Here is a 21,419-nt window from a genome sequence, read left to right as displayed (position 1 = left end):
CCGACCGTTGAGCCATGGACACCATGACCCTCACCTCCCCGGGCGCCTCGGCCCCCGCGGCCGCCGAGACCGCCGAGACCACCGGGCTGCCGGGGCGCCGGCCCACCGACGCCCCGCCGCCCGCCGGTGCGGGCCGTGGCACGAGCCGGCTGCACCGCCTCTGGCGCGGCGCCGACTCCGACCCGAGCTGGGCGCGCCCCGCCCTGTTCGGCCTGCTCCTCGTGACCCTCGTGCTCTACACGTGGAACCTCACCGCGAGCGGCTATGCCAACTCCTTCTACTCGGCCGCGGTCCAGGCCGGCAGCGCGAGCTGGAAGGCGTTCTTCTTCGGCAGCTCCGACGCCGCCAGCTCGATCACCGTCGACAAGCCCCCGGCGTCGCTGTGGATCATGGCGCTGTCGGTTCGGGTCCTCGGGCTCAGCTCGTTCGCCATCCTCATCCCGCAGGCGCTCATGGGCGTCGCGACCGTCGGCGTCGTGCACACGACCGTCAAGAAGCAGTTCGGTGCCGCCGCCGGCCTCATCGCCGGCGCCGTCGTCGCCCTGACGCCGGTCGCCGCGCTGATGTTCACCTTCAACAACCCCGACGCCCTCCTGACGCTGCTCATGGCGCTCGGTGCCTGGGCCACGATGAAGGCGATCGCCCAGGCCTCGCCCAAGTGGATGATGATCGTCGGCGTCTTCATCGGCCTCGGCTTCCTCACCAAGACGCTCCAGGTGCTGCTCGTCGTGCCGTTCTTCGGGCTCGCCTACCTCATCGCGGCACCGACGACGCTGCGCAAGCGGATCGTCCACTCGCTCATGGCGGTCGGCGCCATGGTGCTGTCGGCCGGCTGGTGGGTCGCGATCGTCGAGCTCATCCCTGCCTCGGCCCGCCCCTACATCGGCGGCAGCCAGAACAACTCCTTCCTCGAGCTGACCTTCGGCTACAACGGCCTGGGCCGACTGAGCGGCAACGAGACCGGCTCGGTCGGCGGCGGTGGCGGTGGCGCGACCGGGGGTGGCATGTGGGGCTCGACCGGCCTGTTCCGGATGTTCTCCAGCAGCGTCGGCGACCAGATCTCGTGGCTCATCCCGAGCGCGCTGGTCCTGCTCGGCGTCGGGCTCTTCCTCCGGGGCCGTCGCCCCCGCACCGACCTGCGCCGCGCCGCCTACCTCGTCTGGGGCGGCTGGCTCGTCGTGACGATGCTCGTCTTCAGCTTCATGGCCGGCATCTTCCACGAGTACTACACCGTGGCTCTCGCCCCCGCGATCGGTGCGCTCGTCGGCATGGGTGCCGTCGAGGCCTGGGAGAACCGCCGGCGCGCCGTCGGCACCGTCGCCCTCGCGGTGGCCGTCGCCGCGGCGTCGGTCTGGAGCTTCATCCTCCTGTCGGGCACGACGGCCTACGGCGACTGGCTGCGCATCACCGTCCTCGCGGTCGGGATGGCCTCGGCGCTGCTCCTGCTCGCCACGCAGTGGCTGCACGTCAAGGCGGTGCCGCTCGTCCTCGCCGGGGCGCTCGTCGCGGGCCTCGCCGGCCCGGCCGCCTACACGGTGTCGACGACGGCGCAGGGCCACACCGGCTCGATCGTCACGGCGGGCCCCGCGGGCTCCAACCGCGGTGGCCCCGGTGGCGGTGGCGGCTTCGGTGGCGGCGGTCCCTTCGGCGGCCAGACCGGCACGCAGGGCCAGGCTCCGCAGCTGCCCGGTGGCACGACCCAGGGCAACGGCACCACGCAGCAGGGCGGTCCGCAGGGTGGCCCTGGCGGTGGCGGGGGCATGGGCGGCCTGCTCGACGCGTCGACGCCGAGCACCGCGGTGGTCGCGGCCCTGTCGGCCGACGCGGACAAGTACGCCTGGGTCGCGGCGGCGGTCGGCTCGCAGACGGCGGCCGGGCTCCAGCTCGGCACGCAGCTGCCGGTCATGGCGATCGGCGGGTTCAACGGCTCCGACCCGAGCCCGACGCTGGCCCAGTTCCAGCAGTACGTGGCCGACGGCAAGATCCACTATTTCGCCTCCGGCGGCGGCTTCGGTGGCCAGAATGGCGGCAGCAACGCGTCCTCCCAGATCGCGTCGTGGGTCGAGCAGAACTTCACGAGCGTCACCATCGGTGGCTCGACGTTCTACGACCTGACCCAGCCGGTGGCCGGCTCGGGCACCACCACCGTCCAGTGACACCGACCCGACCCCGCGAGGAGGACCGACCATGACGACCCTGACGTCCACGAGTGGCACGCGAGTCCGGCTCTCGCAGCAGGTGATCCGCTTCGCGGGCGTCGGCGTCCTCTCCACCGCCCTGCACCTCGGCCTCTTCGCGGCCCTGGTGCGGGGCGGGGTGGGCTCGATCCTCGCCAACGGGCTGGCGCTCGTCGTCGCGACGCTGTTCAACACCGGGCTCAACCGGGCGTGGACCTTCGGGGTCACCGGGCGACGGGGCCTCGTCACACACCACGGCCAGGCCCTCGTGGTCTTCGCGATCACCTACGCCGCGACGACGGCGGCGCTGGCCGTGCTCGGTGCCGTCGCCCCCGACGCCGGCACCGCGGTCCAGACGCTCGTCGTCGCCGTCGCCAACGTGCTGTCCACCTCCGCGCGCTTCGTGGCGATGCGGCGCTGGATCTTCGCCCCGAAGCGGACCGAGGCCTCACCTGCGGACGATCACCCCCGGAACGCCTCCGTGCCGCAGTAGCGTTGAGTGCCCGCGTCGCCCGGGCGCGGGCGCAGGGGAGGCGATGATGCTACGCACGACGTCACGACTCACGACTGCGACAGGGGCCACTCCGAAGCGGATCCCGAAGCGTGCCACGGCCACCGCCGTCGCGCTCGCAGCCACGACTCTCGCCCTCGGGGCCCCGGTCGCCGGGGCGAAGGACGACCACGGCGGGCCCGGTGGGCACCGCCACTTCACGCCCGGCGCCCCCGGCGTCGGGGACCGCTACTACCCGCTCGCCGGCAACGGCGGCTACGACGTGCGGCACTACGACATCGACGGCCGGTACGACCCCGCCACCGACGTCTGGACCGCGACGACCGTCGTCAGCGCCCGAGCCACCCAGGACCTCAGCCGCTTCGACCTCGACTTCGACGGCATGACGATCCGGACGCTCACCGTCAACGGGCACGCGGCGTCTTACTCCCGCAACGGCGGCGAGCTCGTCGTGACGCCGCGGCACCCGGTCCGGCGCGGGACCGACCTCGTCGTGCGCGTCTCCTACACCGGCGTGCCGAGGGAGTTCGCCCTGCCGATCGGTGGCGGGAACTCGCTGCGCACCGGCTTCATGGCCACCGACGACGGCGCGACGGTCGCGGGCCAGCCCGACGTCGCAGCGGGCTGGTTCCCCGTCAACGACCACCCGCGCGACAAGGCCACCTACGCCTTCCACGTGAAGGTGCCCACCGGTCTCGGCGTCGTGGCGAACGGCGTGCTCAAGCGGACGAGCTCGTCGAAGGGTTGGACCCGGTTCGACTGGCGCGCAGACGAACCCATGGCCAGCTACCTCGCCACCATCGACATCGGCAGGTGGGACGTGCGCCGTTGGACGACGACGTCCGGCCTGCCCGTCTACGACGCCGTCGACCCCGACCTCGTCGCCGACCCGGTGTACGGGCCCTCCATCGACGCGTCGCTGGCCCGCCAGGGCGAGGTGCTCGACGTGCTCGGGGCCGCCTTCGGGCGCTACCCGTTCGGGACCGTGGGCGCCATCGTCGACGACCAGCCCGACCTGTTCTTCGCGCTCGAGACGCAGACGCGTCCGGTGTACTCGAAGTACTTCTGGCCCGACGGTGGCGACTTCGTCGTCGCGCACGAGCTGGCGCACCAGTGGTACGGCGACGACGTCGCGCTGCACGACTGGCAGGACATCTGGCTCAACGAGGGCTGGGCCACGTACGCCGAGTGGGTCTGGGCCGAGCACGAGGGCCTCTTCACGCCCCAGGACGTCTTCGCCGACGCCTACGCGGGCATCCCGGCCGACGACCCGTTCTGGTCGTTCGTCGTCGGGCAGCCGCCGGCCGACGACCTGTTCGGCAACCCGGTCTACCTCCGCGGGGCGATGACCCTGCAGGTCCTGCGCAACCGCGTCGGCGACACCGCGTTCTGGCAGATCGCCAGGGACTGGGTGCGCGAGCGCGGCGGCGGCACCGGCACGACCGCGCAGTTCATCGCGCTCGCCGAGCGGGTGTCGGGCCAGCAGCTCGACGACCTCTTCGACGCGTGGCTCTTCACCGGGTCCAAGCCGACGGTCACCGGCCTCGCTGCCGCAGCCCGCTCCGGGTCGGCCCTCGCCGGCCGCACCCTCGACACGTCGCTCGCGGTGCGCTCCTGGCAGGGCGCGTTCGACCGACGCGTCGCCACCGGTCGGTACTGACGGCGGAGCGCCCACCGACGACCGTTGGTCCGCGCGAGGTCCCGACACGCGGCGCGACACGCCGCCTCACGGGTAGGGCGCGCACCAACGGTCGTCGGCAGGGCCGACGACGGGGTGCGCTCAGTCGTGGTCCTCGGGACCGGCGGCGGGCTCCCACCACGGGTCCTGGTGCTGCGCCACGACCGCGTCGACGTCCCCGCCCGACAGGTCGACGCGCGCACCGACGAGGGGTGCCACGAGGCGCACGCCCTTGTCGGCGGCGACGCGTCGGGCCCAGCGGATCGGCTCGCTCCACCAGTGGTGGGCCAGGTTGAAGGTGGCCCAGTGGATCGGCAGCATGACGGCCTCGGTGCCGCCGCGGTTGACGTCGAGGTGGGCCGAGATCGCCTGCTCGGGATCGAGGTGGATGTCGGGCCAGTGCACGCTGTACGCGCCCACCGGGATGATCGTCAGGTCGAAGGGGCCGAGGTCGGTGCCGATGTCGGCGTAGCTGTGCGTCGGGCCGGAGTCGCCGCCGAAGAACACGGCGTGCCGGGGCCCGCGCAGCGACCACGCCGCCCACAGCGTCTGGTCGCGCACGAACCCGCGCCCGGAGAAGTGCCGGGCCTCGGTGCACGTCAGCGTGATGCCGGCAACGACGGTCGACTCGCGCCAGTCGAGGCTGGTGATGCGACCGGCGGGCACGCCCCAGGCCCGCAGGTGCTCGTCGACGCCGAGCGGCACGACGTAGTGGGGGCGGTGGGTGCGCTCGAGCGTGACGATCGAGGGCTCGTCGAGGTGGTCGTAGTGGTCGTGGCTGATGACGACGGCGTCGAGGGGCGGCAGCTCGGCGATGGTGCCGGGCACCGGGTGCAGCCGCTGGGGCCCGACGATCCCCGAGGGCGAGGCGCGGCGGCCGAACACCGGGTCGAGGAGGAAGCGCGCGCCGTCGACCTCGACGACCGACGTCGCGTGGCCGTACCACGTGACCGCGAGCTCGGCAGGCTGCGCCGGGTGCTGCGGGCGCACGAGGGGGACGCGTCCGGCCGGGCGCCCGCGACCCCGCTCGCGCCACATCGTGCCGAGCAGGCTGCCCGGCCCCTCGGCCTCCGGCGTCGCGACGACGTGCGCGGGCTCGTGCGCCCGGAACTTGCCGTCGCGGTAGTTGGGGGAGGCGGTGACGCGGGAACGGACGGCGCTCGTCGTGGCGCCCATGCGTCGCAGGATCGGCAGCTGCACCGGGTGTCCTCTCGGGTCCTCGGGGGACCGGCTGGTCGGTCGGCGGGGTCAGTCGCGGTCCTCGGGGGCCGCGCACTCCTCCCACCACTGCTCGTTGAACTTTCGGGCCACCTCGTCCGGTTCCCCGATCGTCAGGTCGACCCGCTCGCCGACGCGTGGGCAGGCGACGGGTACGCCCGCCGCGGCCGCCGCGGCACGGGTGCGGCGCACCGGCTCGGACCACCAGTGCATGGCGAGGTTGAAGGTGGCCCAGTGCACCGGCACCATCACCGACCGGCGTGCCGCCGTCGCGACGCGGTGCTCGCCCGAGGTCGGCTCGCCCTCCTCGTGCGCCCCACCGGGGGTGTCGACCCGGTGCTCCTCGGGCAGGAACCCGTCGGCCTCGCCGGCGGCGTCGGCGGTGACGCCCTCGGGGTCGGAGCCGATCCGGTTGACGTCGCGGTGGGCGGCGACGGCCTGCTCGGGGTCCATGTGGATGTCGGGCCAGTACGGGTCGTAGGCGCCGACCGGCATGAGCGTCAGGTCGAAGGGCCCGAGGTCGGCGCCGATGGCGGCGAAGCGCTTGGAGGTGCCGGAGTCGCCGGGGAAGTAGGCCGAGTGGCGGGGGCCGCGCAGGGCCCACCCGGCCCAGAGCGTCTGGGAGTCGATGAGCCCGCGCCCGGAGTTGTGCCGCGCCTCGGTGCACGTGACGTGGACGGCGCCGACCTCGGTGGACTCGCGCCAGTCGAGGGCCGTGACGCGGTGCTCGTCGACGCCCCAGGCGACGAGGTGGGCGTCGACGCCGAGGGGGACGACGTAGCGCGGGCGGTGGGCGCGCTCGAGCCGCGCGATGGAGGGCTCGTCGAGGTGGTCGTAGTGGTCGTGGCTCAGCAGGACGGCGTCGATGGGCGGGAGGTCCTCGATCTCGCCGGGCACCGGGTGCATCCGCTTGGGGCCGGTGCGCAGGACGGGTGAGACGCGCTCGCCGAAGACCGGGTCGATCAGGAACCGGACGCCGTCGACCTCCAGGACGCTCGTCGCGTGGCCGTACCACGTGACGGCGAGGTCGCCGGGCTGCTCGGGGTGCTCGGCGGGCACGACCGGGACGGTGCCCACGGGCTGGCCGCGCTTGTGCACCCGGACCGCCGCGAGCAGGGCGCTCGTCTGGGCCTTGACGCGGGGGCGCAGCGACGGCTCTGCCGACTGGAAGCGTCCGTTGCGGAAGTTTGGGGAGTCCTGCACCCGCGGCACGATCGACGCGGGGGCCGCGCCCATGCGCCGCATGACCCGGGAGAACTGCCGGGCGCGGGTGCGCGAGGAGACGGTGCCGATGACGGACGAGAGCGTCCGGACGGCCGGGTGTTCGGAGGTGGCGAGGCTGCGCATCGGCACCCTTTCGTGAGGGGTCCACGGCCCGAGGGGAGGGGTCGCGGTCGGGGACCATTCTGCGTCCCGTCGACGCCTCCGACGTACCCGTTTCCGGCCCGTCTCCCGAGCGGTTCGAGCAGAGCCGCGCGCCCGTGACGCCATTTGATGGCGTCATGGTGTTGACGTGACACCACAGTGGTGTCATAGTGATGCGTATGGACATCACGGAGCACGTCGACGCACTGCGTCGGGATCTCGCCCAGGCGGCCAGGGCGATGGGTCCGGAGCTCGAGCAGGCCGCCGAACGCCTCGGGTACGCCCTCGACTCATCGGCCCGGCTCGCCCTCATGGACGCGCTGTCGCACGCCGCCGCCGAGATCACCAACGAGCTCGACGGCACGTCGGTCGAGGTTCGCCTCCAGGGCCGCGAGCCCGTCTTCGTCGTCGTCGGCGGAGGCCCCGCGGCCGTGGCCGACGACACCCAGGCCGTCCGCACCGAGGACACGACGGCCCTGTCGGCCGACGACGAGGGTGCCGAGACCTCCCGCATCACCCTGCGCCTGCCCGAGGCCCTCAAGGGCCGCGCCGAGGAGCTCGCCGGGCAGCGCGGCCAGTCCCTCAACACGTGGATCGTCAACGCCGTGCGCGCCGCGACGAACCCCGGCTTCAGCGTCAACGTCGGCCCCACCGGCGTCCAGTTCGGCCCGGGCGCCCCGGGCCGCAACCGCTCCTCGAACAAGCGGGTCCAGGGCTGGGTCCGCTGACCCGCTTGACCCGCTGACCTGACACACACCGCCCACCGGCTACCGCACGACACCACGAAGGGGAACCACCATGAGCGACACCCTCGAGACCCGCTTCGACACGACGGGTCCCATCAACCTCAAGGTCGAGCTGCTCGTCGGCGACGCGACGCTCACCGTCACGCCCGGCACGGCCACCGTCGTGCGGCTGATCCCGCGCGGCCGCAGCGGCGCCGAGATGGCCGAGAAGTTCACCGTCGAGGCCCGCGGCAACGACGTCGTCGTCATCGCCCCGAAGAAGGAGGGCTTCTTCGGCCTCGGCAGCAAGGGCTCGGTCGACGTCGAGATCGAGCTCCCGTCCGACAGCACGGTCGAGGCCAAGACCGGCGCCGGCGACGTCACGGCCACCGGCCTGCTCGGCGACGTCCGCGCCAGCACGGGCGCGGGTGACCTCACCTTCCACGAAGTGGCCTCGGCACAGCTCAAGTCCGGCTCGGGCGACCTCACCCTCCAGTCCTCCCGCGGTGACGTCAACGCCAAGACCGGCTCGGGCGACGTCTCCATCGGCACGGCCGGCGGCCGGCTCGACCTCGTCTCCGGCAGCGGCGACATCGCGCTGCGCCGCTCCGACGCCCCGGTCAAGGCCAAGACCGGCTCCGGCGACCTCCACGTCGACGCGAGCACCGGCGACCTCGAGCTCATGACCGGCACGGGCGACGTCGTCCTCGGCGCCGTCCACGGCGGGCAGGTCCAGGCCCGCACCGGCACCGGCGACGTCACCATCGGCATCGCGCACGGCGTGGCCACCTACCTCGACCTCAACAGCGTCACCGGCGACGTCGACGTCGACCTCGAGTCGACCGACGCGCCCGGCGACTCCGAGGCCCGGGCCAGCCTGACGGTCCACTCCGGCAGCGGCGACATCCACGTCAAGCGCGCCTCGGTGAGCCTCGCATGAGCACCGTCAACGGGGCCATGACCCTGAGCCCGCAGGAGGCGCTCGCCCGCGACCTCATCGTCCAGCGCTCGGCCGCGCGGCACCACGCGCCCCGACGCGTCACCCGCCACGTGCGCGCCGCGCTCCTGCTGCGCCGGCTCGCCGAGCGGCTCGACCCGCCCGCCGCGACCTGCGCCCCCGAGGTCCACGCCGACCGCACGGCACCGCGGCCGTGGACCGCCGAGCCCCGCCGGGCACCCCACCGGCACTCCTGAGCCGAGGCCGCCTCCCGGTCCCTCCTCGGCTCCCTCTTGGCTCCCTCCCCGGACCGCCCGCCCGACACTCCCGTCGGGCGGGCGGTTCCGCGTGCGACGATCGAGGGCATGTACGTGCCCCGCGCCAACGCCATGGCCGACGCGGACGTGCGGCGCTTCCTCGACGCCCATCCGTCCGGCCACCTCGTCACGGTCGGCCCCGACGGGCGTCCCGACGCGACGCTGCTGCCCGTCCTCGTCGACGACGCGCCCGACGCACCGGCCGGCCTGCGGCTCGTCGGACACCTGGCCCGGTTCAACGAGCAGTGCGCCCGGATCGCCGCGGGCTCCCCGGGCCTCGTCGTCGTCACCGGGGCCGACGCGTACGTGTCGCCGGGCTGGTACGCCAGCAAGCGCGAGCACGGCCGGGTCGTGCCGACGTGGAACTACAGCGAGGTGCACCTCTCCGGCGCCGTCACCGTGCACGACGACCCCGACTGGGTCCTCGACGTCGTCACCCGGCTGACCCAGCGGCACGAGTCGGCCCGGCCGCAGCCGTGGGCCGTCACCGACGCACCGGCCGCCTACGTGCGCGGGCAGCTGCGGGCCATCCTCGGCGTCGAGCTCGTCGTGGAGAAGGTCGAGGGCAAGGCGAAGCTGTCGCAGAACCGCTCCGACGCCGACCGTGAGGGCGTGGTGGCCGGGCTGCGCGACGAGCCGGGCCGGCTCGCGCACGCCGTCGCCGACGACATGGCGGAGGAGGCGGCGCGAGCGCACGAGGGCTGAGCCCGTCGCTGCCGCAAGGACTTCGGTGGCTCAGGGGATCGTCACAGACGCCCCACAGCGCCCGGCCCGAGGGTCGGGACATGGACACGACACACGGACCCCGGCCCACCGACCTCCCCGACCTGCCGACGGACGCGCGCCCCGCGACGCGTCACCGCGTGCGGTCCTCGCTGCGGCGCGGCCTCGGTGCCGCGGGGGCCGCGGTGGCCGTGGCCTTCGTCGGGACGGCGGGCATCGGCGCGGCCCAGGCGCAGGCCGCCGGCGTCGAGCGCGGGCTGGCGTACGCCGCCGACGCGTCGCACCGCCAGCACCCGCCGCGCCGTGCCGCGCACCCGACGACGCTCCCGCCGGCCACGACGACGGCGGTGCGCTACACCTTCGACTCGGGCCGGCTCATCGAGCTGTGACGCGCTCGGCGGCCGGTGCCCACCGCGTCGGGTCGAGCCAGGCGTGCACGAGGGGCACGACCGAGGCGCCCTCGCCGCTCGCGGCGGCCACCCGCTTCATCGACCCCGCACGGATGTCGCCGGCCGCGAAGACCCCGGGCACGGTGGTCTCGAGGCTCTCGGGCGGCAGGTCGCCGGTCCAGCGGTCCTGCGGCACGTCGCGGCCGGTGAGGACGAACCCGCGCCCGTCGCGGGCCACGGCGTCGGGCAGCCAGTCGCAGTAGGGCGCCGCGCCGATGAGCAGGAACAGCCCCCGGCAGTCGCGACGCGTCTCGGTGCCGTCGCGGGTGTCGCGGACGGTGACCCAGCCGAGGCGGCCGTCGTCGCCGGCGCCGCCGGCCACGACCTCGGAGCAGCCCTGCACCGTGATCCGCGGGTTGTACTCGATCTCGCCGACGAGGTAGTCCGACATCGTCTCGGCGAGGGTCTCGCGCCGGACGAGGATCGTGACCGAGCCGGCGAAGCGGGCGAGGTGGATCGCGGCCTGCCCGGCGGAGTTGCCGCCGCCGACGACGATGACGTCGTAGCCCTCCATCTCGCGAGCCGCCGTCATGGCGCTGCCGTAGTGGACGCCGAGGCCGACGAGCTTCTCGATGCCCGGGGCGTCGAGGCGTCGGTACTTGACGCCGGCCGACACGACGACAGCCCGGGCCAGCACGTCGCCGCCCTCGGTGCAGAGCCGGTGGGGCGTGGGCACGCCGTCGTCGCCGACCGTGCCGGGCACGACCGTCGTGACGGGCCAGCCGGTGAAGAACTGCGTGCCGAAGCGGATGGCCTGGTTGCGGGCGCGCTGGGCCAGGCGCATGCCCGAGATGCCGCGCGGGAAGCCGAGGTAGTTGCGGATCATCGAGGACGTACCGGCCTGTCCGCCGACGGCTTCCGCCTCGAGCACGACGGTCGTCAGGCCCTCGGACGAGGCGTAGACGGCGGCGGCCAGCCCCGCCGGACCGGCCCCCACGATGGCGACGTCGACGACGCGGTCGACGGTAACGTCGGCGGGCCGGCCGTAGATGCGCGAGGCGACGTCGCGGACGCTCCGCGCGCTCCCGACCCGCTTGTTGAGGTCCATGACGAGCGGGAACTCGGGCTCGCCGCCCTCGGCCGCGACGAGCTGCAGGACGTACTGCCCCTTCTCGCTCTCGGGCGGGTAGACCCGGTTGGGCATGCCCATGCGGTCGAGGTAGTCGCGGATGGCGAGGGTCAGGGCGTCCTCGACCGGCGAGACGATCGCGACGGCGACGACCTCGGGCTCGGCGACCGTGGAACCCCAGTCGGAGAGCAGCTCGCAGACGGCGGTGTGGAACTCCTCGTCGCGGGCCCCGCGCGGCATGAGCAGGTAGGCGTCGTACTTGCCCTTGGCCATGCCGCCGCGGAGGCGCTCGGCGTCGTCGCGGAAGGTCGACACGTGGGCGGCGATGACGCGCCGGGCGGTCGGGACGGTCTGGCGCCACCAGTGGAAGGCCTGGTGCACGTCGGCGTCGGGCAGCCGCGACTCGGTGACGAACATCGCCACCTGCCCGCCCTCGGCGACGACGCGCCTGGCCTCCTGCTTGGCCTCGCGGGCCGAGGTGGCGGTGGGCAGCTCGTAGTCGCGCTCGTAGCGGCTGAACTCGTCGCGCAGCTGCTCGCAGCGGGTCTCGGACACGAGGATGATGGCCGGCTTCACCCTGTCGATCCTAGGAGCCGCGCGGCGCCTGCGGTATGCCCTCGGGCCCGGCCGCGACCGCCTCCGGGTGCTCGCGCAGCGTGAGCCAGAGCCGGTGTGCCGTGATGACGACGAGCGCCCACGCCAGGCCGATGAGCCACCCGGCCAGCACGTCGGTGAGCCAGTGGTGGCCGAGGAAGACCCGCGACAGCCCCATCGACACGACGAAGACCGCGCCGACGGTGACGGTGACGGCCCGCTGCCAGGTGGCCGTCGTCTCGATGAGGACGAGGTAGACGACGACGGTCGTCAGGACCGTCGCGTTGAGCGTGTGACCGCTCGGGAAGGATGCCGACGTCTCGAGCGGTGGCACGGCGAGCGAGGCGGGTGGGCGGGCCCGGTCGACGAAGCCCTTGCCGACGATCGTCATGAGCAGCGACCCGGCGGCCGCGACGAGCATGAGCACGAGCGGGGTCCACCGCCGGCGACGCCACGTGATGACGGCGACGGCCACGAGGGCGAGGATCGGCATGCCGACCGGGCCCCCGACGTCGGTGAAGGCGGTGACGGCGGAGTCGAGCCCGGGGGAGCGCATCGACACGGCGGCGTCGAGCACCGGCTGGTCGACGACGGTGACGCCGTCGCGCCCGACGACGGCCTCGTAGACGGTCTCGGCACCCTCGACGAGGGCCATCATGACGAGCACCGCGATGACGGCGAACACGACGAAGGCCACGTGCGCCGACGACCACGCGGCGACGCGTCGGGCAGCCGGGCGCGAGGCCCGGGCCAGCGCCGTGAAGACGCCGACGAGCCACCGGCCCGCACGGGTGTGCCACGCGGTGAGGTCGCGGGCGCCGATGGTGTCGTCGGGGGTGCGCCGACGCGTGGGCTCGGTCATGCCCCCGTCGTACCCGTCGGGACTCAGCCGACCTCGACCGTGACGCCCTCGGGGGCCGCGAGCACCGTGACCTCGCCCGACGCGTCGACCTCGAGGTCGACGCGACCGCCGAGGAAGCGCAGCCCCTCGACCCGCATCGGCCCGAACGGTGCCGGACGCGCCGGCGACAGGCGCAGCGTGCGCGCCGGCGCGTCGGGGCGCAGCCCGAGGGCGACGGAGACGAGGGCCGCGGCCGAGGCCGCCGACCACGCCTGCGGTCGGCACGAGGCCGGGTAGGGCGTCGGCGCTCCGGCGAACGGCACGCCGGAGTAGAGCTCGGGCCAGCGGTAGCCGAAGGCCTCGGCCGAGGCGAGCAGGGTGCGTCCGACGGCGACGGCCTCGTCGGTGAGGCCCTCGCGGGCCAGGCCGGTGGCGGCGATCGCGGTGTCGTGGGTCCAGATCGAGCCGGTGTGGTAGCCGATGGGGTTGAAGCCGCCGTTGCCCGTGCCGAAGGTGCGCACCCCGAACGCGTCGAGCAGCTCGGGCCCGGTGAGGGTGGTGGCCACCTGACGGGCTTCGTCGGCCGTGAGGGCGCCGGTGCCGAGCACGTGCCCCATGTTCGAGGCGAGCCCGTCGACGGCGCGGCCGCCACCGTCGAGGGCGATCGCGAGGTGGTGTCCGGCGTCGGTGTCGACCCAGAACCGCTCTCGCAGTGTGGATTCCAGCCGATCGGCAGCGGCGTCGGCCGGGGCGGCCTCCTCGTCCGGCTCGCCGAGCGCGCGGAGCAGCCCGGCCGCCGCGCGCAGCGCCTCGACCGCGTACGCCTGGGCCTCGACGAGGGCGATCGGTGCCGTGGCGACGACGCCGTCGCGGCCGCGGATGGAGTCGCCGGAGTCCTTCCAGCCCTGGTTGGCGAGGCCGGTGCCCGACTCGTCGACGTACTTGAGCACGCCGTCGCCGTCGGGCTGCCCGTCGCCGGTGAGCCACGCGACGGCGGCGCGCAGGGCCGGCAGGAGGTCGGCGACCTCGGCGTCGGGCAGCCCCCAGGCCCGCGCCTCGGCGAGGAGGCAGACCCACAGCGCCGTGGCGTCGACGGTGCCGTAGTAGACCTGCGGCAGGGTCATGCCGGTGTTGGCGTCGCGCAGCACGTGGCGGCGCAGCTCGTGCGGGATCTTGCCCGGCGCCTCGCCGGTGAGGGGGTCGGTGGTGCGTCCCTGGCGGCGGGCGAGGGTGCGGAGCGTGCCGGCGGCCACCTTGGTGCCGAACGGCAGCAGGAGCCGCGCGGCCCACAGCGAGTCACGACCGAAGAGCGTGAGGTACCAAGGGGATCCGGCTGCGGTGAAGACGTCCGACGGGTGCTCGGGATCGCGCAGCAGCAGGTGCTGGAGGTCGTCGAGACCGGCGCGCACGGTGGCGCCGAGGCGGTGGTCGCCGGCCGTGACGACGACCTCGGACCACGGCACGGCGTCGGCCCCGGCGTCGGCGTCGAAGGCGGAGGCCGCGACGCGCTCGGTGCGGACCGTCAGGGCGACCGACTCCGTGGCGCCCGGGGCCACCACGACCTCGGCCGTCAGGGCCGCCGTGCCGTCGGGCAGCGCCTCGACCTTCGCCGGCTGCGAGCCGTCGAGCGACACGGTGGTGCGGTGCCACTCGTCGGCGAGCACCACTGTCGCGCCGTCGATCTCGGGTGTCGTGTCGGTCCCGGCGAGGTGGCCCGACTTGACCGCCGCGATGTCGCGGCCGTCGCCGGCGACGACGAGGCGCAGGACGGCCGTGACGGGCGCGTCGGCCCGCGACGTGACCGCGACGACCTCGGTGAGGCACCGGCCGCCGGTCGAAGAAAGGGTCCGCGTGCGGGCCACCTCGACCGTGGGGTCGGGACCCGGGTTGCCCAGTGCCCGAGCGGCGCTCGCGTAGTGGCCGACGGCGCCGGAGGCCCGCTCGGCGACGGGGGAGGGCTGTTCCCCGGAGACCTCGAGGCGCAGGGTGTGCAGCACCCGGCGGTCGTCGACGTAGAGGCCCTGGGCGGTGCCCGGCAGGACGTCGCCCGAGCGGTCGGCGAGCACCGTGGCGTTGCCGTCGACGAGGATCGACAGCTCGTGCAGCCAGGGCTGGCGAGCGGGGGTGGACGCGTCGGGCTGGGGCACGTCGTGGGCCTTCCGTCGGGCGGGGGTGGGGCGGTGTCGGCGATCCGGGGTGCGGGTCGGGCGGCCGGCGCGGCCGCCTCCCAACCTGTCACGATCCGGTGTCGGGCGCTTGACCTCGTCGGCAGGACAGAGCATGCTCCGTCTCGTATGAACGTTCAAGTCCGCGTCCGTCGCGGCTTTTGAACGATCAAAGACAGCGAGCGCGAAGGAGCGGTCATGGGCGACGGGACGACGACGACGCCGGGCGGACGCCCGACCATCGTCGACGTCGCGAGCGCTGCCGGCGTGTCGCGGCAGACCGTGAGCAACGTCCTCAACCGGCCCGACCGCGTCGCCCCCGACACCCTCGAACGGGTGCAGCGCGAGATCGACCGGCTCGGCTTCACGCCGCACGTCAGCGCCCAGCAGCTTCGCCGCAAGCGGGCCTGGGCCTACGGCTTCGAGGTCAACCCGTCGGGACACCGGCGCATGGGCCACATCCTCGACGAGTTCCTCGTCGAGCTGACCGTCTCGGCGCCGAGCCACACCAGCCACCTCGTCGCCTTCGCGCCCGACCCCGACGACGTCGTCGCCGGCTACCGCCAGACCCTGGCGAGCGGCCTCGTCGACGGCTTCGTCCTGGCCGACACCCGCCAGTCCGATCCGCGGCCGCCCTGGCTCATCGAGCACGAGGTGCCGTTCGTGTCGTTCGGACGCGTCTGGGACCTGCCGGAGCTGACCCGCTGGGTCGACGTCGACGGCCACGCCGGCGTCCGCACCGCCGTGCACCACCTCGTCGACGCCGGCTACCGCCAGGTCGGCTTCCTCGGCTGGCCGGCCGGCTCGCCCGTCGGCGACGACCGCCGGCGCGGGTGGAGCGACGCGCTCGCCGAGCTCGGCCTCGACGCGGCGGCCCCCGCGGCCGCGTCGGTGCAGGACATCGACGAGGCCACCGACTCCGCCGAGCAGCTGCTCGGCCGGCTCGGGCCCGACGCCGCGATCGTCTGCGCCTCCGACCTGCTCGCGCTCGGGGCGCTGCGCGCCGTGCGCAACCACGGCCTGCGCCCGGGCGCCGACGTCGGCGTCGTCGGCTTCGACGACACCGACGTGGCCGCCGCGATGAGCCTCACCAGCGTCCACCAGCCCGTCGCCGACGCCGCCCGCATCGCCTGGGACATGCTCGTCGACCCCGACCGCCACCCCGGCCCCGTCCTGCTCGAGCCGACGCTGACGATCCGCGCCTCGAGCCTGCGCGGGGACTAGCCGCCCCACCCCGAGACCCCCGGGACCCGCCCGGACCGCACCACCCGAGCACCACCCGAGCACCACCTGAGCACCACCAGCACCACTCCAGCAGCACGCAGCACCAGCACCGACCAGATGCCGACAGCGCAGTCAGGAGAAGAACGATGTCACGCAGGACCAGGCGCACCACCGCGGCCCTCGCCGCGGGTCTCGCCGGAGCCCTCGCCCTCGCCGCGTGCGGCGGTGGCAGCGGGTTCGACAACGGATCCGGAAGCGGCGCCACCCAGCCGGCCAAGAGCGGCCCGGTGACGCTGAAGTTCATGATCACCTCGAACGGCCCCGCCGACGTCAAGCTCCAGCAGGACACGGTCAAGCCGTGGGAGGACAAGACCGGCAACAAGGTCGAGGTCATCGCGGCCTCGGACATGAACCAGCAGCTGACGCAGGGCTTCGCCGCCGGCTCCCCGCCCGACCTCTTCTTCACCGACGCCAACGTCTTCCCGACGTACGCCAAGGCGGGGAACATGGTCGCCTACGGTGACCAGCTCGACATGAAGAGCGACTTCTACCCCAACCTCGTGCAGACGTTCACCTACGACGGCAAGTTCTACTGCGCGCCGAAGGACTTCTCGACCCTCGCCCTCATCATCAACACCGACCTGTGGCAGCAGGCCGGGCTCACCACGGCGGACGTCCCCAAGGACTGGTCCGCGCTCGAGACCGTCGCCCAGAAGCTGACGAAGGGCAAGGTCAAGGGTCTGGTCATCGGCGACACGCGTGACCGCGTCGGTGCCTTCATGAAGCAGGCCGGCGGCTGGATCGTCAGCCCCGACCAGACGAAGATGACGGCCGACACCGCGAGCAACCTCGCCGGCCTCACCGAGGTCAAGAAGCTGCTCGCCAGCGGCTCGACCTCCTTCCCCAAGGGCGTCGACGCCGGCTGGGGCGGGGAGGCCCTGGGCACCGGCAAGGCCGCCATGACGATCGAGGGCAACTGGATCAAGGGCGCCATCAAGAACGACTACCCCAACCTCAAGTGGCAGGCCGTCGAGCTGCCCGCGGGCCCGGCCGCCAAGGGCACGCTGTCGTTCACGCAGTGCTACGGCATCGCGTCGGCGAGCAAGAACCAGGCCGCCGCGATCGACCTCGTCAAGTACCTCTCCACCGAGAAGCCGGCGATGGCCCTCGCGACCGGGCTCGGCGTCATGCCGTCGATCAAGTCCGCGGTCACCGCCTACAAGGGCGCCTTCCCGAACGATGCCGCCTTCCTCGCCGGGGCCGAGTACGCCCAGGGCCCGGTCACCGTCGCCGGCATGGACCCCGTGCTCAAGGACTTCGACACCCAGCTGGCCAGCCTGCCGGGCGGCGACCCGAAGGCGATGCTGGAGCGGCTCCAGAAGAACGGCGAGGCCGTCCTCAAGTGACGCGCTGACCCCACCAGCAGCGGTGGCCGGTGCCGCACACACCCCTGCCCGCACCGGCCACCGCAACCCCGACCCGACACCCGGGCCCCATCCCGCACGACCTCACCGCCCCGTCATCGAGGAGAGTCGAATGAAGCTGGGACGCAACAGCGCCCGCGCAGCAGAGACCCGATCCGGCTGGCTGTTCGTGTCGCCCGTCATCATCATCCTCGGGCTGTTCCTCGTGCTGCCGATCCTGCTGGCCTTCTGGGTCAGCCTCAGCGACTGGCAGGGTCGCGGGTCGCCGCTCAGCCCGAGCGTCCAGTTCGTCGGCGGGGAGAACTACCAGCAGCTGCTGACCCAGGACTCCCTGACCCGCAGCGACTTCGCCACCTCGCTGCGCAACAACCTCTACTACGTGCTGCTCGTCGTCCCGATCCAGACCGTGCTCGCGCTCGGCCTGGCGTTGCTGCTCAACCAGCGACGCCTCAAGGGGCTCAGCTTCTTCCGCACCGCGTACTACTTCCCGTCGGTGACCAGCTCGGTGGCCATCGCGTCGGTGTTCCTCTTCCTCTTCGCCGGCAGCGGCAGCATCAACGCGCTCCTCGGGATCTTCGGCATCGACGGGCCGAACTGGTTCGCCGACCCGCGCGGGGTGCTCCACATCGCGCTCGGCTGGGTCGGCATCGGCAACGGTCCCGACGCGCCCGGGCCGGCGTTCATGACCTCGCACGACTTCCTCGGGCTCACCTGGTGGGACTGGGTGTCCGGCCCGTCGGTCGCGATGCTGACGATCATCGCCCTCGTCATCTGGGTGTCGGCCGGCGGCTACATGCTGCTCTTCCTCGCCGGCCTGCAGAACATCTCCGCAGACGTCTACGAGGCCGCCGCGATCGACGGTGCGACGCGGTGGCGCACGATGCGCTCGATCACGATCCCGCTGCTGCGCCCGACGCTCTTCACGGTGCTGACGCTCGGGCTCATCGGCACGTGGCAGGTCTTCGACCAGGTGTACGTCATGAGCAAGGGCAACCCGGGCAAGACGACCCTGACCCCGGCCTTCCTCTCCTACGACCAGTCGATCAACAACGGCGAGTGGGGCACGGGCACGGCGATGTCGTTCGTCCTCTTCGCGATCATCATCGTCTTCACCGCGATCCAGACATTCGTCCTGCGCGACAAGGACGCCCGCGTGGGCGGCTTCCTCGGACGGCGTCGCACCGGACCGCCCGCGGCACCCGCGAACCCCACGACTGGAGCAGGCGCATGAGCCAGACCTCGACGACCACCCGGCCAGCGGCGGCCGGCGGAACCGCCACTCCGACGCCGGCCGCCGAGCCGCGTCCGCACGCGACCCGCAGGGCGATCCTCAAGGCGCTCGGCTACTCGGCGCTGACCGTCTTCGCGCTGCTCTACCTGTTCCCGTTCGTCATCCAGGTCGGCACCAGCTTCAAGACCGACCCCGACGCCACGGCCAACCCGCTCAACCCGATCCCCTCGCAGTTCACGACGGCTGCCTACCAGTCGCTGTTCCAGCAGGACTTCCCGTTGTGGTTCGGCAACTCGGTCGTCGTCGCGGTCCTCGTGACGCTCGGACGCGTCTTCTTCGACTCGCTCGCCGGCTACGCGCTCGCGCGGCTGCGCTTCCGCGGCCGTGGTGCCGTCACCCTGGCCATCGTCGCGACGATGGCGGTGCCGGGCGTCGTGCTGCTCATCCCGAAGTTCCTCATCATCAAGCAGTTCGGCATCTACGACACGTACGCGGGCATGGTCGTGCCGCTGCTCGCCGACGCCGCAGGCGTGTTCATCATGAAGAACTTCTTCGAGTCGGTCCCGGTGAGCCTCGAGGAGGCCGCCAAGCTCGACGGGGCCGGGGTGTTCCGCACCTTCTGGTCGGTCGTGCTGCCGATCGCCCGACCGGCCCTCATCACGATCACGATCATCGCTTTCCAGTCGTCGTGGAACGAGCTGCCGCACTTCCTCGTGTCACGGCAGTCGCCCGAGACCAACACCCTGACGACCGGCGTCGCCGGGCTGCTCACCGGTGCCCTCGGGTCGGGCAACCGCTACCCGCTCAAGCTCGCGGCGGCGGTGCTCATGACGATCCCGGTGGCCGCGATGTTCTTCGTCTTCCAGAAGCGCATCATCTCCGGCTCGCTCGAGGGCGCCGTCAAGGAGTGACGCCGGGGCGGCCTAGGGTCGGTGACCATGACTGCCCGTGTCGCCCCGCTCGCATCCATCTCGATCGACTGCCCCGACCCCGACGCGCTCGCGCCGTTCTACCGGGCGCTGCTCGGTCTCGAGGAGGCATTCGCGACGCCCGACCGCGGCGTGGTGTGCCTGTCCGGCGCCGGGCCGATGCTGACGCTGATGCGCGTCGACGCGTACGAGGCGCCGCAGTGGCCGCACGGCCCGCAGCGCCAGCAGATGCACCTCGACCTCGCGGCCGATGACCTCGACGCGTGCGTCGCCGCCGCGCTCGAGATCGGCGCACGCGAGGCCGAGCACCAGGCCGCGCCCGACCAGTGGCGCGTCATGCTCGACCCCGTCGGCCACCCGTTCTGCCTCAGCGCGGTGCGCCCCGACTGAGGCCACTCGCGCCGCTCAGCCGAAGCGGCGTCGGTGCTCGGCCCGCCACGACGTGTAGGCCTCCACCTGCTCGACGGCGTCCCACGCGTCCTTGAAGATGCGGGCGGCCTCGACCTTGTCGGGGTCCTCGGGGCCGCGGGGCAGCTCGCGCCGGCCGTGGGCCCCGCTGCTGCCGCGTCGGTCCTCCGGCACCGGACCGTCGTACTTCCGGCCACCGGGGTGGTTGGCGTACCGACGCGCCCGGGTGTGGCCCATCTGGAGGAACTTGCGCGCGACGTCGGCCCCCACGAGGTCGCCGTCGGCGAGGTAGGCCTCGAACCGCGCCCGGATGGCCGCAGCGCTCTCGCGCGCGAGCTCGGGCGTGCGGAACCGCCACAGCGGCAGCAGCTCGTCCTTGTACGGCGGGACCCGCAGCACGCCCTGCTCGCCGCGGCCGACGCGGTACTGCTCCGGGTGGGCGCGCAGGTCGAGGTGCTCGAGGTCGACACCCTCGTACGGGTCCGGCGGTGGGCTCACGCCTCGGACGTACCCCGCGCCGGCCTTCCGCGGCGGCCGAGCCCGAAGCCGATCAGCCCGGCGAGGAGCACGAGCCCGCCTGCGGCGAGGCCGAGCGCCACCTGCATCCTCGGGGTCAGCATCGAGACGTCCGGCACGACCGCCTGGTCGGCGAGCGGGGCGTAGGCGAACCACCCGTAGACCGCAGGCCCCGACTGCGACCACGCGACCGCGGCAGCGACGAGGAGCGCGAGGGCGACGACGGCCACGGCGGCGACCCGGACACGGAGCGACATGCCAGCACCGTAGCGCCGACACCGGTCCGAGCGTCGGTGGTGCGGGCTAGGTTGCCGGCATGACCTTCGAGGTGCGGCCCGCCACCGCCGACCGGTTCGACGACGTCGCGACAATGCTCGGGCCGAAGAACCCGGACTCGACCGTCTGCTGGTGCCTGAGCCACCGCCTCCCGTCGAAGCAGAGCCGGTCGCTGTTGGGGGCGGCCCGCGGCGAGTACGTGCGCGACCTCTGCGGGCGTGATGTCGCCCCCGGCGTCCTCGCCTACGACGGCGACACGGTCGTCGGGTGGGCGGCGATCGCCCCACGGGCCGAGCTGCCGTTCGAACGCTCGCGCCTCATCCCGCACGTCGACGACCTGCCCGTGTGGTCGGCGTGGTGCATCCGGGTGCGGTCCGGTCACCGCAGGCGCGGCATCTCGCTGCCGCTGCTCGAGGGCGCGGTGGCCTACGCCCGGGAGCACGGCGCGCCCGCCGTCGAGGGCTACCCGGTCGACAACCACGGGCAGAAGGTCGACCAGACCATGGCCTACGTCGGCACGCGCGGCCTCTTCGAGCGCGCCGGGTTCACCAAGGCCGCCGACACCGACTCGATCTCGGGTGGGTTCCCGCGCGTCGTCATGCGGCGCGACCTCACCTGAGCGCGCGTCCGGCCGGCGCGTCG

21 protein-coding genes are annotated in these 21,419 nt (G+C 73.3%); 14 read left to right on the top strand and 7 right to left on the bottom strand.

Annotated features, from left to right (window positions below; genetic code table 11):
• Positions 1-14 precede the first annotated feature (14 nt).
• From BIV28_RS13965 to BIV28_RS13955, 3 genes are read left to right on the top strand one after another with little or no spacing between them, the layout of a single operon-like run.
• A complete protein-coding gene (locus BIV28_RS13965) occupies positions 15-2,156 on the top strand; it encodes a glycosyltransferase family 39 protein (RefSeq protein WP_076262809.1) in 2,142 nt (713 codons plus the stop codon).
• Positions 2,157-2,187: 31 nt separating this feature from the next.
• A complete protein-coding gene (locus BIV28_RS13960) occupies positions 2,188-2,670 on the top strand; it encodes a GtrA family protein (protein WP_076262808.1) in 483 nt (160 codons plus the stop codon).
• A 43-nt stretch (positions 2,671-2,713) separates the two neighbouring features.
• Positions 2,714-4,348, top strand: coding sequence for a M1 family metallopeptidase (locus BIV28_RS13955; RefSeq protein ID WP_207555990.1), 1,635 nt, complete (start codon positions 2,714-2,716; stop codon positions 4,346-4,348).
• Positions 4,349-4,468: 120 nt separating this feature from the next.
• Here BIV28_RS13955 and BIV28_RS13950 read toward each other — a convergent pair whose 3' ends face one another.
• Positions 4,469-5,566, bottom strand: coding sequence for an MBL fold metallo-hydrolase (locus BIV28_RS13950; protein WP_242653024.1), 1,098 nt, complete (start codon positions 5,564-5,566; stop codon positions 4,469-4,471).
• Between the two features lie 48 nt (positions 5,567-5,614).
• On the bottom strand, positions 5,615-6,931 hold the full coding sequence (locus tag BIV28_RS13945) for an MBL fold metallo-hydrolase (RefSeq protein WP_076262806.1): 1,317 nt from the start codon (positions 6,929-6,931) through the stop codon (positions 5,615-5,617).
• Between the two features lie 197 nt (positions 6,932-7,128).
• Between BIV28_RS13945 and BIV28_RS13940 the strand changes: the two genes are divergently transcribed.
• The 5 genes from BIV28_RS13940 (at position 7,129) to BIV28_RS13920 (ending at position 10,040) form a co-directional block, all read left to right on the top strand.
• Positions 7,129-7,677, top strand: coding sequence for a toxin-antitoxin system HicB family antitoxin (locus BIV28_RS13940; RefSeq protein WP_076262804.1), 549 nt, complete (start codon positions 7,129-7,131; stop codon positions 7,675-7,677).
• Positions 7,678-7,747: 70 nt separating this feature from the next.
• Complete coding sequence (locus BIV28_RS13935) at positions 7,748-8,614, top strand: DUF4097 family beta strand repeat-containing protein (RefSeq protein ID WP_076262803.1); 867 nt, start codon at positions 7,748-7,750, stop codon at positions 8,612-8,614.
• The gene (locus BIV28_RS13930) at positions 8,611-8,868 is read left to right on the top strand and encodes a hypothetical protein (protein ID WP_076262802.1); all 258 of its coding nucleotides are present in this window, start codon (positions 8,611-8,613) and stop codon (positions 8,866-8,868) included. The genes BIV28_RS13935 and BIV28_RS13930 overlap by 4 nt, the downstream gene beginning before the upstream one ends.
• A gap of 108 nt (positions 8,869-8,976) precedes the next feature.
• Positions 8,977-9,633: an FMN-binding negative transcriptional regulator gene (locus tag BIV28_RS13925; protein ID WP_076262800.1), complete on the top strand. Its 657-nt coding sequence runs from the start codon at positions 8,977-8,979 to the stop codon at positions 9,631-9,633.
• 80 nt (positions 9,634-9,713) lie between these two features.
• Complete coding sequence (locus tag BIV28_RS13920; protein WP_076262799.1) at positions 9,714-10,040, top strand: hypothetical protein; 327 nt, start codon at positions 9,714-9,716, stop codon at positions 10,038-10,040.
• Here BIV28_RS13920 and BIV28_RS13915 read toward each other — a convergent pair.
• The 3 genes from BIV28_RS13915 to BIV28_RS13905 are packed head-to-tail and all read right to left on the bottom strand — an operon-like array spanning position 10,027 to position 14,751.
• Positions 10,027-11,745, bottom strand: a complete 1,719-nt coding sequence (locus BIV28_RS13915; RefSeq protein WP_076262797.1) for an NAD(P)/FAD-dependent oxidoreductase — start codon at positions 11,743-11,745, stop codon at positions 10,027-10,029. The two genes, BIV28_RS13920 and BIV28_RS13915, sit on opposite strands and share 14 nt — an antisense overlap.
• Positions 11,746-11,755: 10 nt before the next feature.
• Positions 11,756-12,625: a phosphatase PAP2 family protein gene (locus BIV28_RS13910; RefSeq protein WP_076262796.1), complete on the bottom strand. Its 870-nt coding sequence runs from the start codon at positions 12,623-12,625 to the stop codon at positions 11,756-11,758.
• A gap of 23 nt (positions 12,626-12,648) precedes the next feature.
• Positions 12,649-14,751, bottom strand: coding sequence for a glycogen debranching N-terminal domain-containing protein (locus tag BIV28_RS13905; RefSeq protein WP_076262794.1), 2,103 nt, complete (start codon positions 14,749-14,751; stop codon positions 12,649-12,651).
• A 216-nt stretch (positions 14,752-14,967) separates the two neighbouring features.
• Between BIV28_RS13905 and BIV28_RS13900 the strand changes: the two genes are divergently transcribed.
• The 5 genes from BIV28_RS13900 to BIV28_RS13880 all read left to right on the top strand — a co-directional run bounded on the left by BIV28_RS13900 (position 14,968) and on the right by BIV28_RS13880 (position 19,967).
• Complete coding sequence (locus tag BIV28_RS13900; protein WP_076262792.1) at positions 14,968-15,993, top strand: LacI family DNA-binding transcriptional regulator; 1,026 nt, start codon at positions 14,968-14,970, stop codon at positions 15,991-15,993.
• Positions 15,994-16,139: 146 nt separating this feature from the next.
• Complete coding sequence (locus BIV28_RS13895) at positions 16,140-17,399, top strand: sugar ABC transporter substrate-binding protein (protein ID WP_076262790.1); 1,260 nt, start codon at positions 16,140-16,142, stop codon at positions 17,397-17,399.
• A 130-nt stretch (positions 17,400-17,529) separates the two neighbouring features.
• Positions 17,530-18,648 carry a carbohydrate ABC transporter permease gene (locus BIV28_RS13890; RefSeq protein WP_076262788.1) on the top strand — a complete coding sequence of 373 codons (1,119 nt, stop codon included), beginning with the start codon at positions 17,530-17,532 and terminating at the stop codon, positions 18,646-18,648.
• The gene (locus tag BIV28_RS13885) at positions 18,645-19,559 is read left to right on the top strand and encodes a carbohydrate ABC transporter permease (protein ID WP_076262787.1); all 915 of its coding nucleotides are present in this window, start codon (positions 18,645-18,647) and stop codon (positions 19,557-19,559) included. Before BIV28_RS13890 ends, BIV28_RS13885 begins: the two co-directional genes overlap by 4 nt.
• Positions 19,560-19,586: 27 nt before the next feature.
• Positions 19,587-19,967: a VOC family protein gene (locus tag BIV28_RS13880; RefSeq protein WP_076262785.1), complete on the top strand. Its 381-nt coding sequence runs from the start codon at positions 19,587-19,589 to the stop codon at positions 19,965-19,967.
• A 15-nt stretch (positions 19,968-19,982) separates the two neighbouring features.
• Here BIV28_RS13880 and BIV28_RS13875 read toward each other — a convergent pair whose 3' ends face one another.
• Together BIV28_RS13875 and BIV28_RS13870 are read right to left on the bottom strand one after the other, a co-directional pair.
• A complete protein-coding gene (locus BIV28_RS13875) occupies positions 19,983-20,483 on the bottom strand; it encodes a DUF4385 domain-containing protein (RefSeq protein ID WP_076262784.1) in 501 nt (166 codons plus the stop codon).
• The gene (locus BIV28_RS13870) at positions 20,480-20,758 is read right to left on the bottom strand and encodes a hypothetical protein (protein ID WP_076262782.1); all 279 of its coding nucleotides are present in this window, start codon (positions 20,756-20,758) and stop codon (positions 20,480-20,482) included. The genes BIV28_RS13875 and BIV28_RS13870 overlap by 4 nt, the downstream gene beginning before the upstream one ends.
• Before the next feature lie 59 nt (positions 20,759-20,817).
• On the opposite strand from BIV28_RS13870, the gene BIV28_RS13865 reads away from it, so the two are divergent.
• Positions 20,818-21,396 carry a GNAT family N-acetyltransferase gene (locus BIV28_RS13865; protein ID WP_076262780.1) on the top strand — a complete coding sequence of 193 codons (579 nt, stop codon included), beginning with the start codon at positions 20,818-20,820 and terminating at the stop codon, positions 21,394-21,396.
• The last annotated feature ends 23 nt before the right edge of the window (positions 21,397-21,419 follow it).

The organism is Intrasporangium flavum (assembly GCF_001956915.1).
GTDB classification, from domain to species: domain Bacteria; phylum Actinomycetota; class Actinomycetes; order Actinomycetales; family Dermatophilaceae; genus Monashia; species Monashia flava.
The sequence above is the reverse complement of the archived record's forward strand: the minus strand, read 5'-3'. Positions and strand labels throughout refer to the sequence as shown.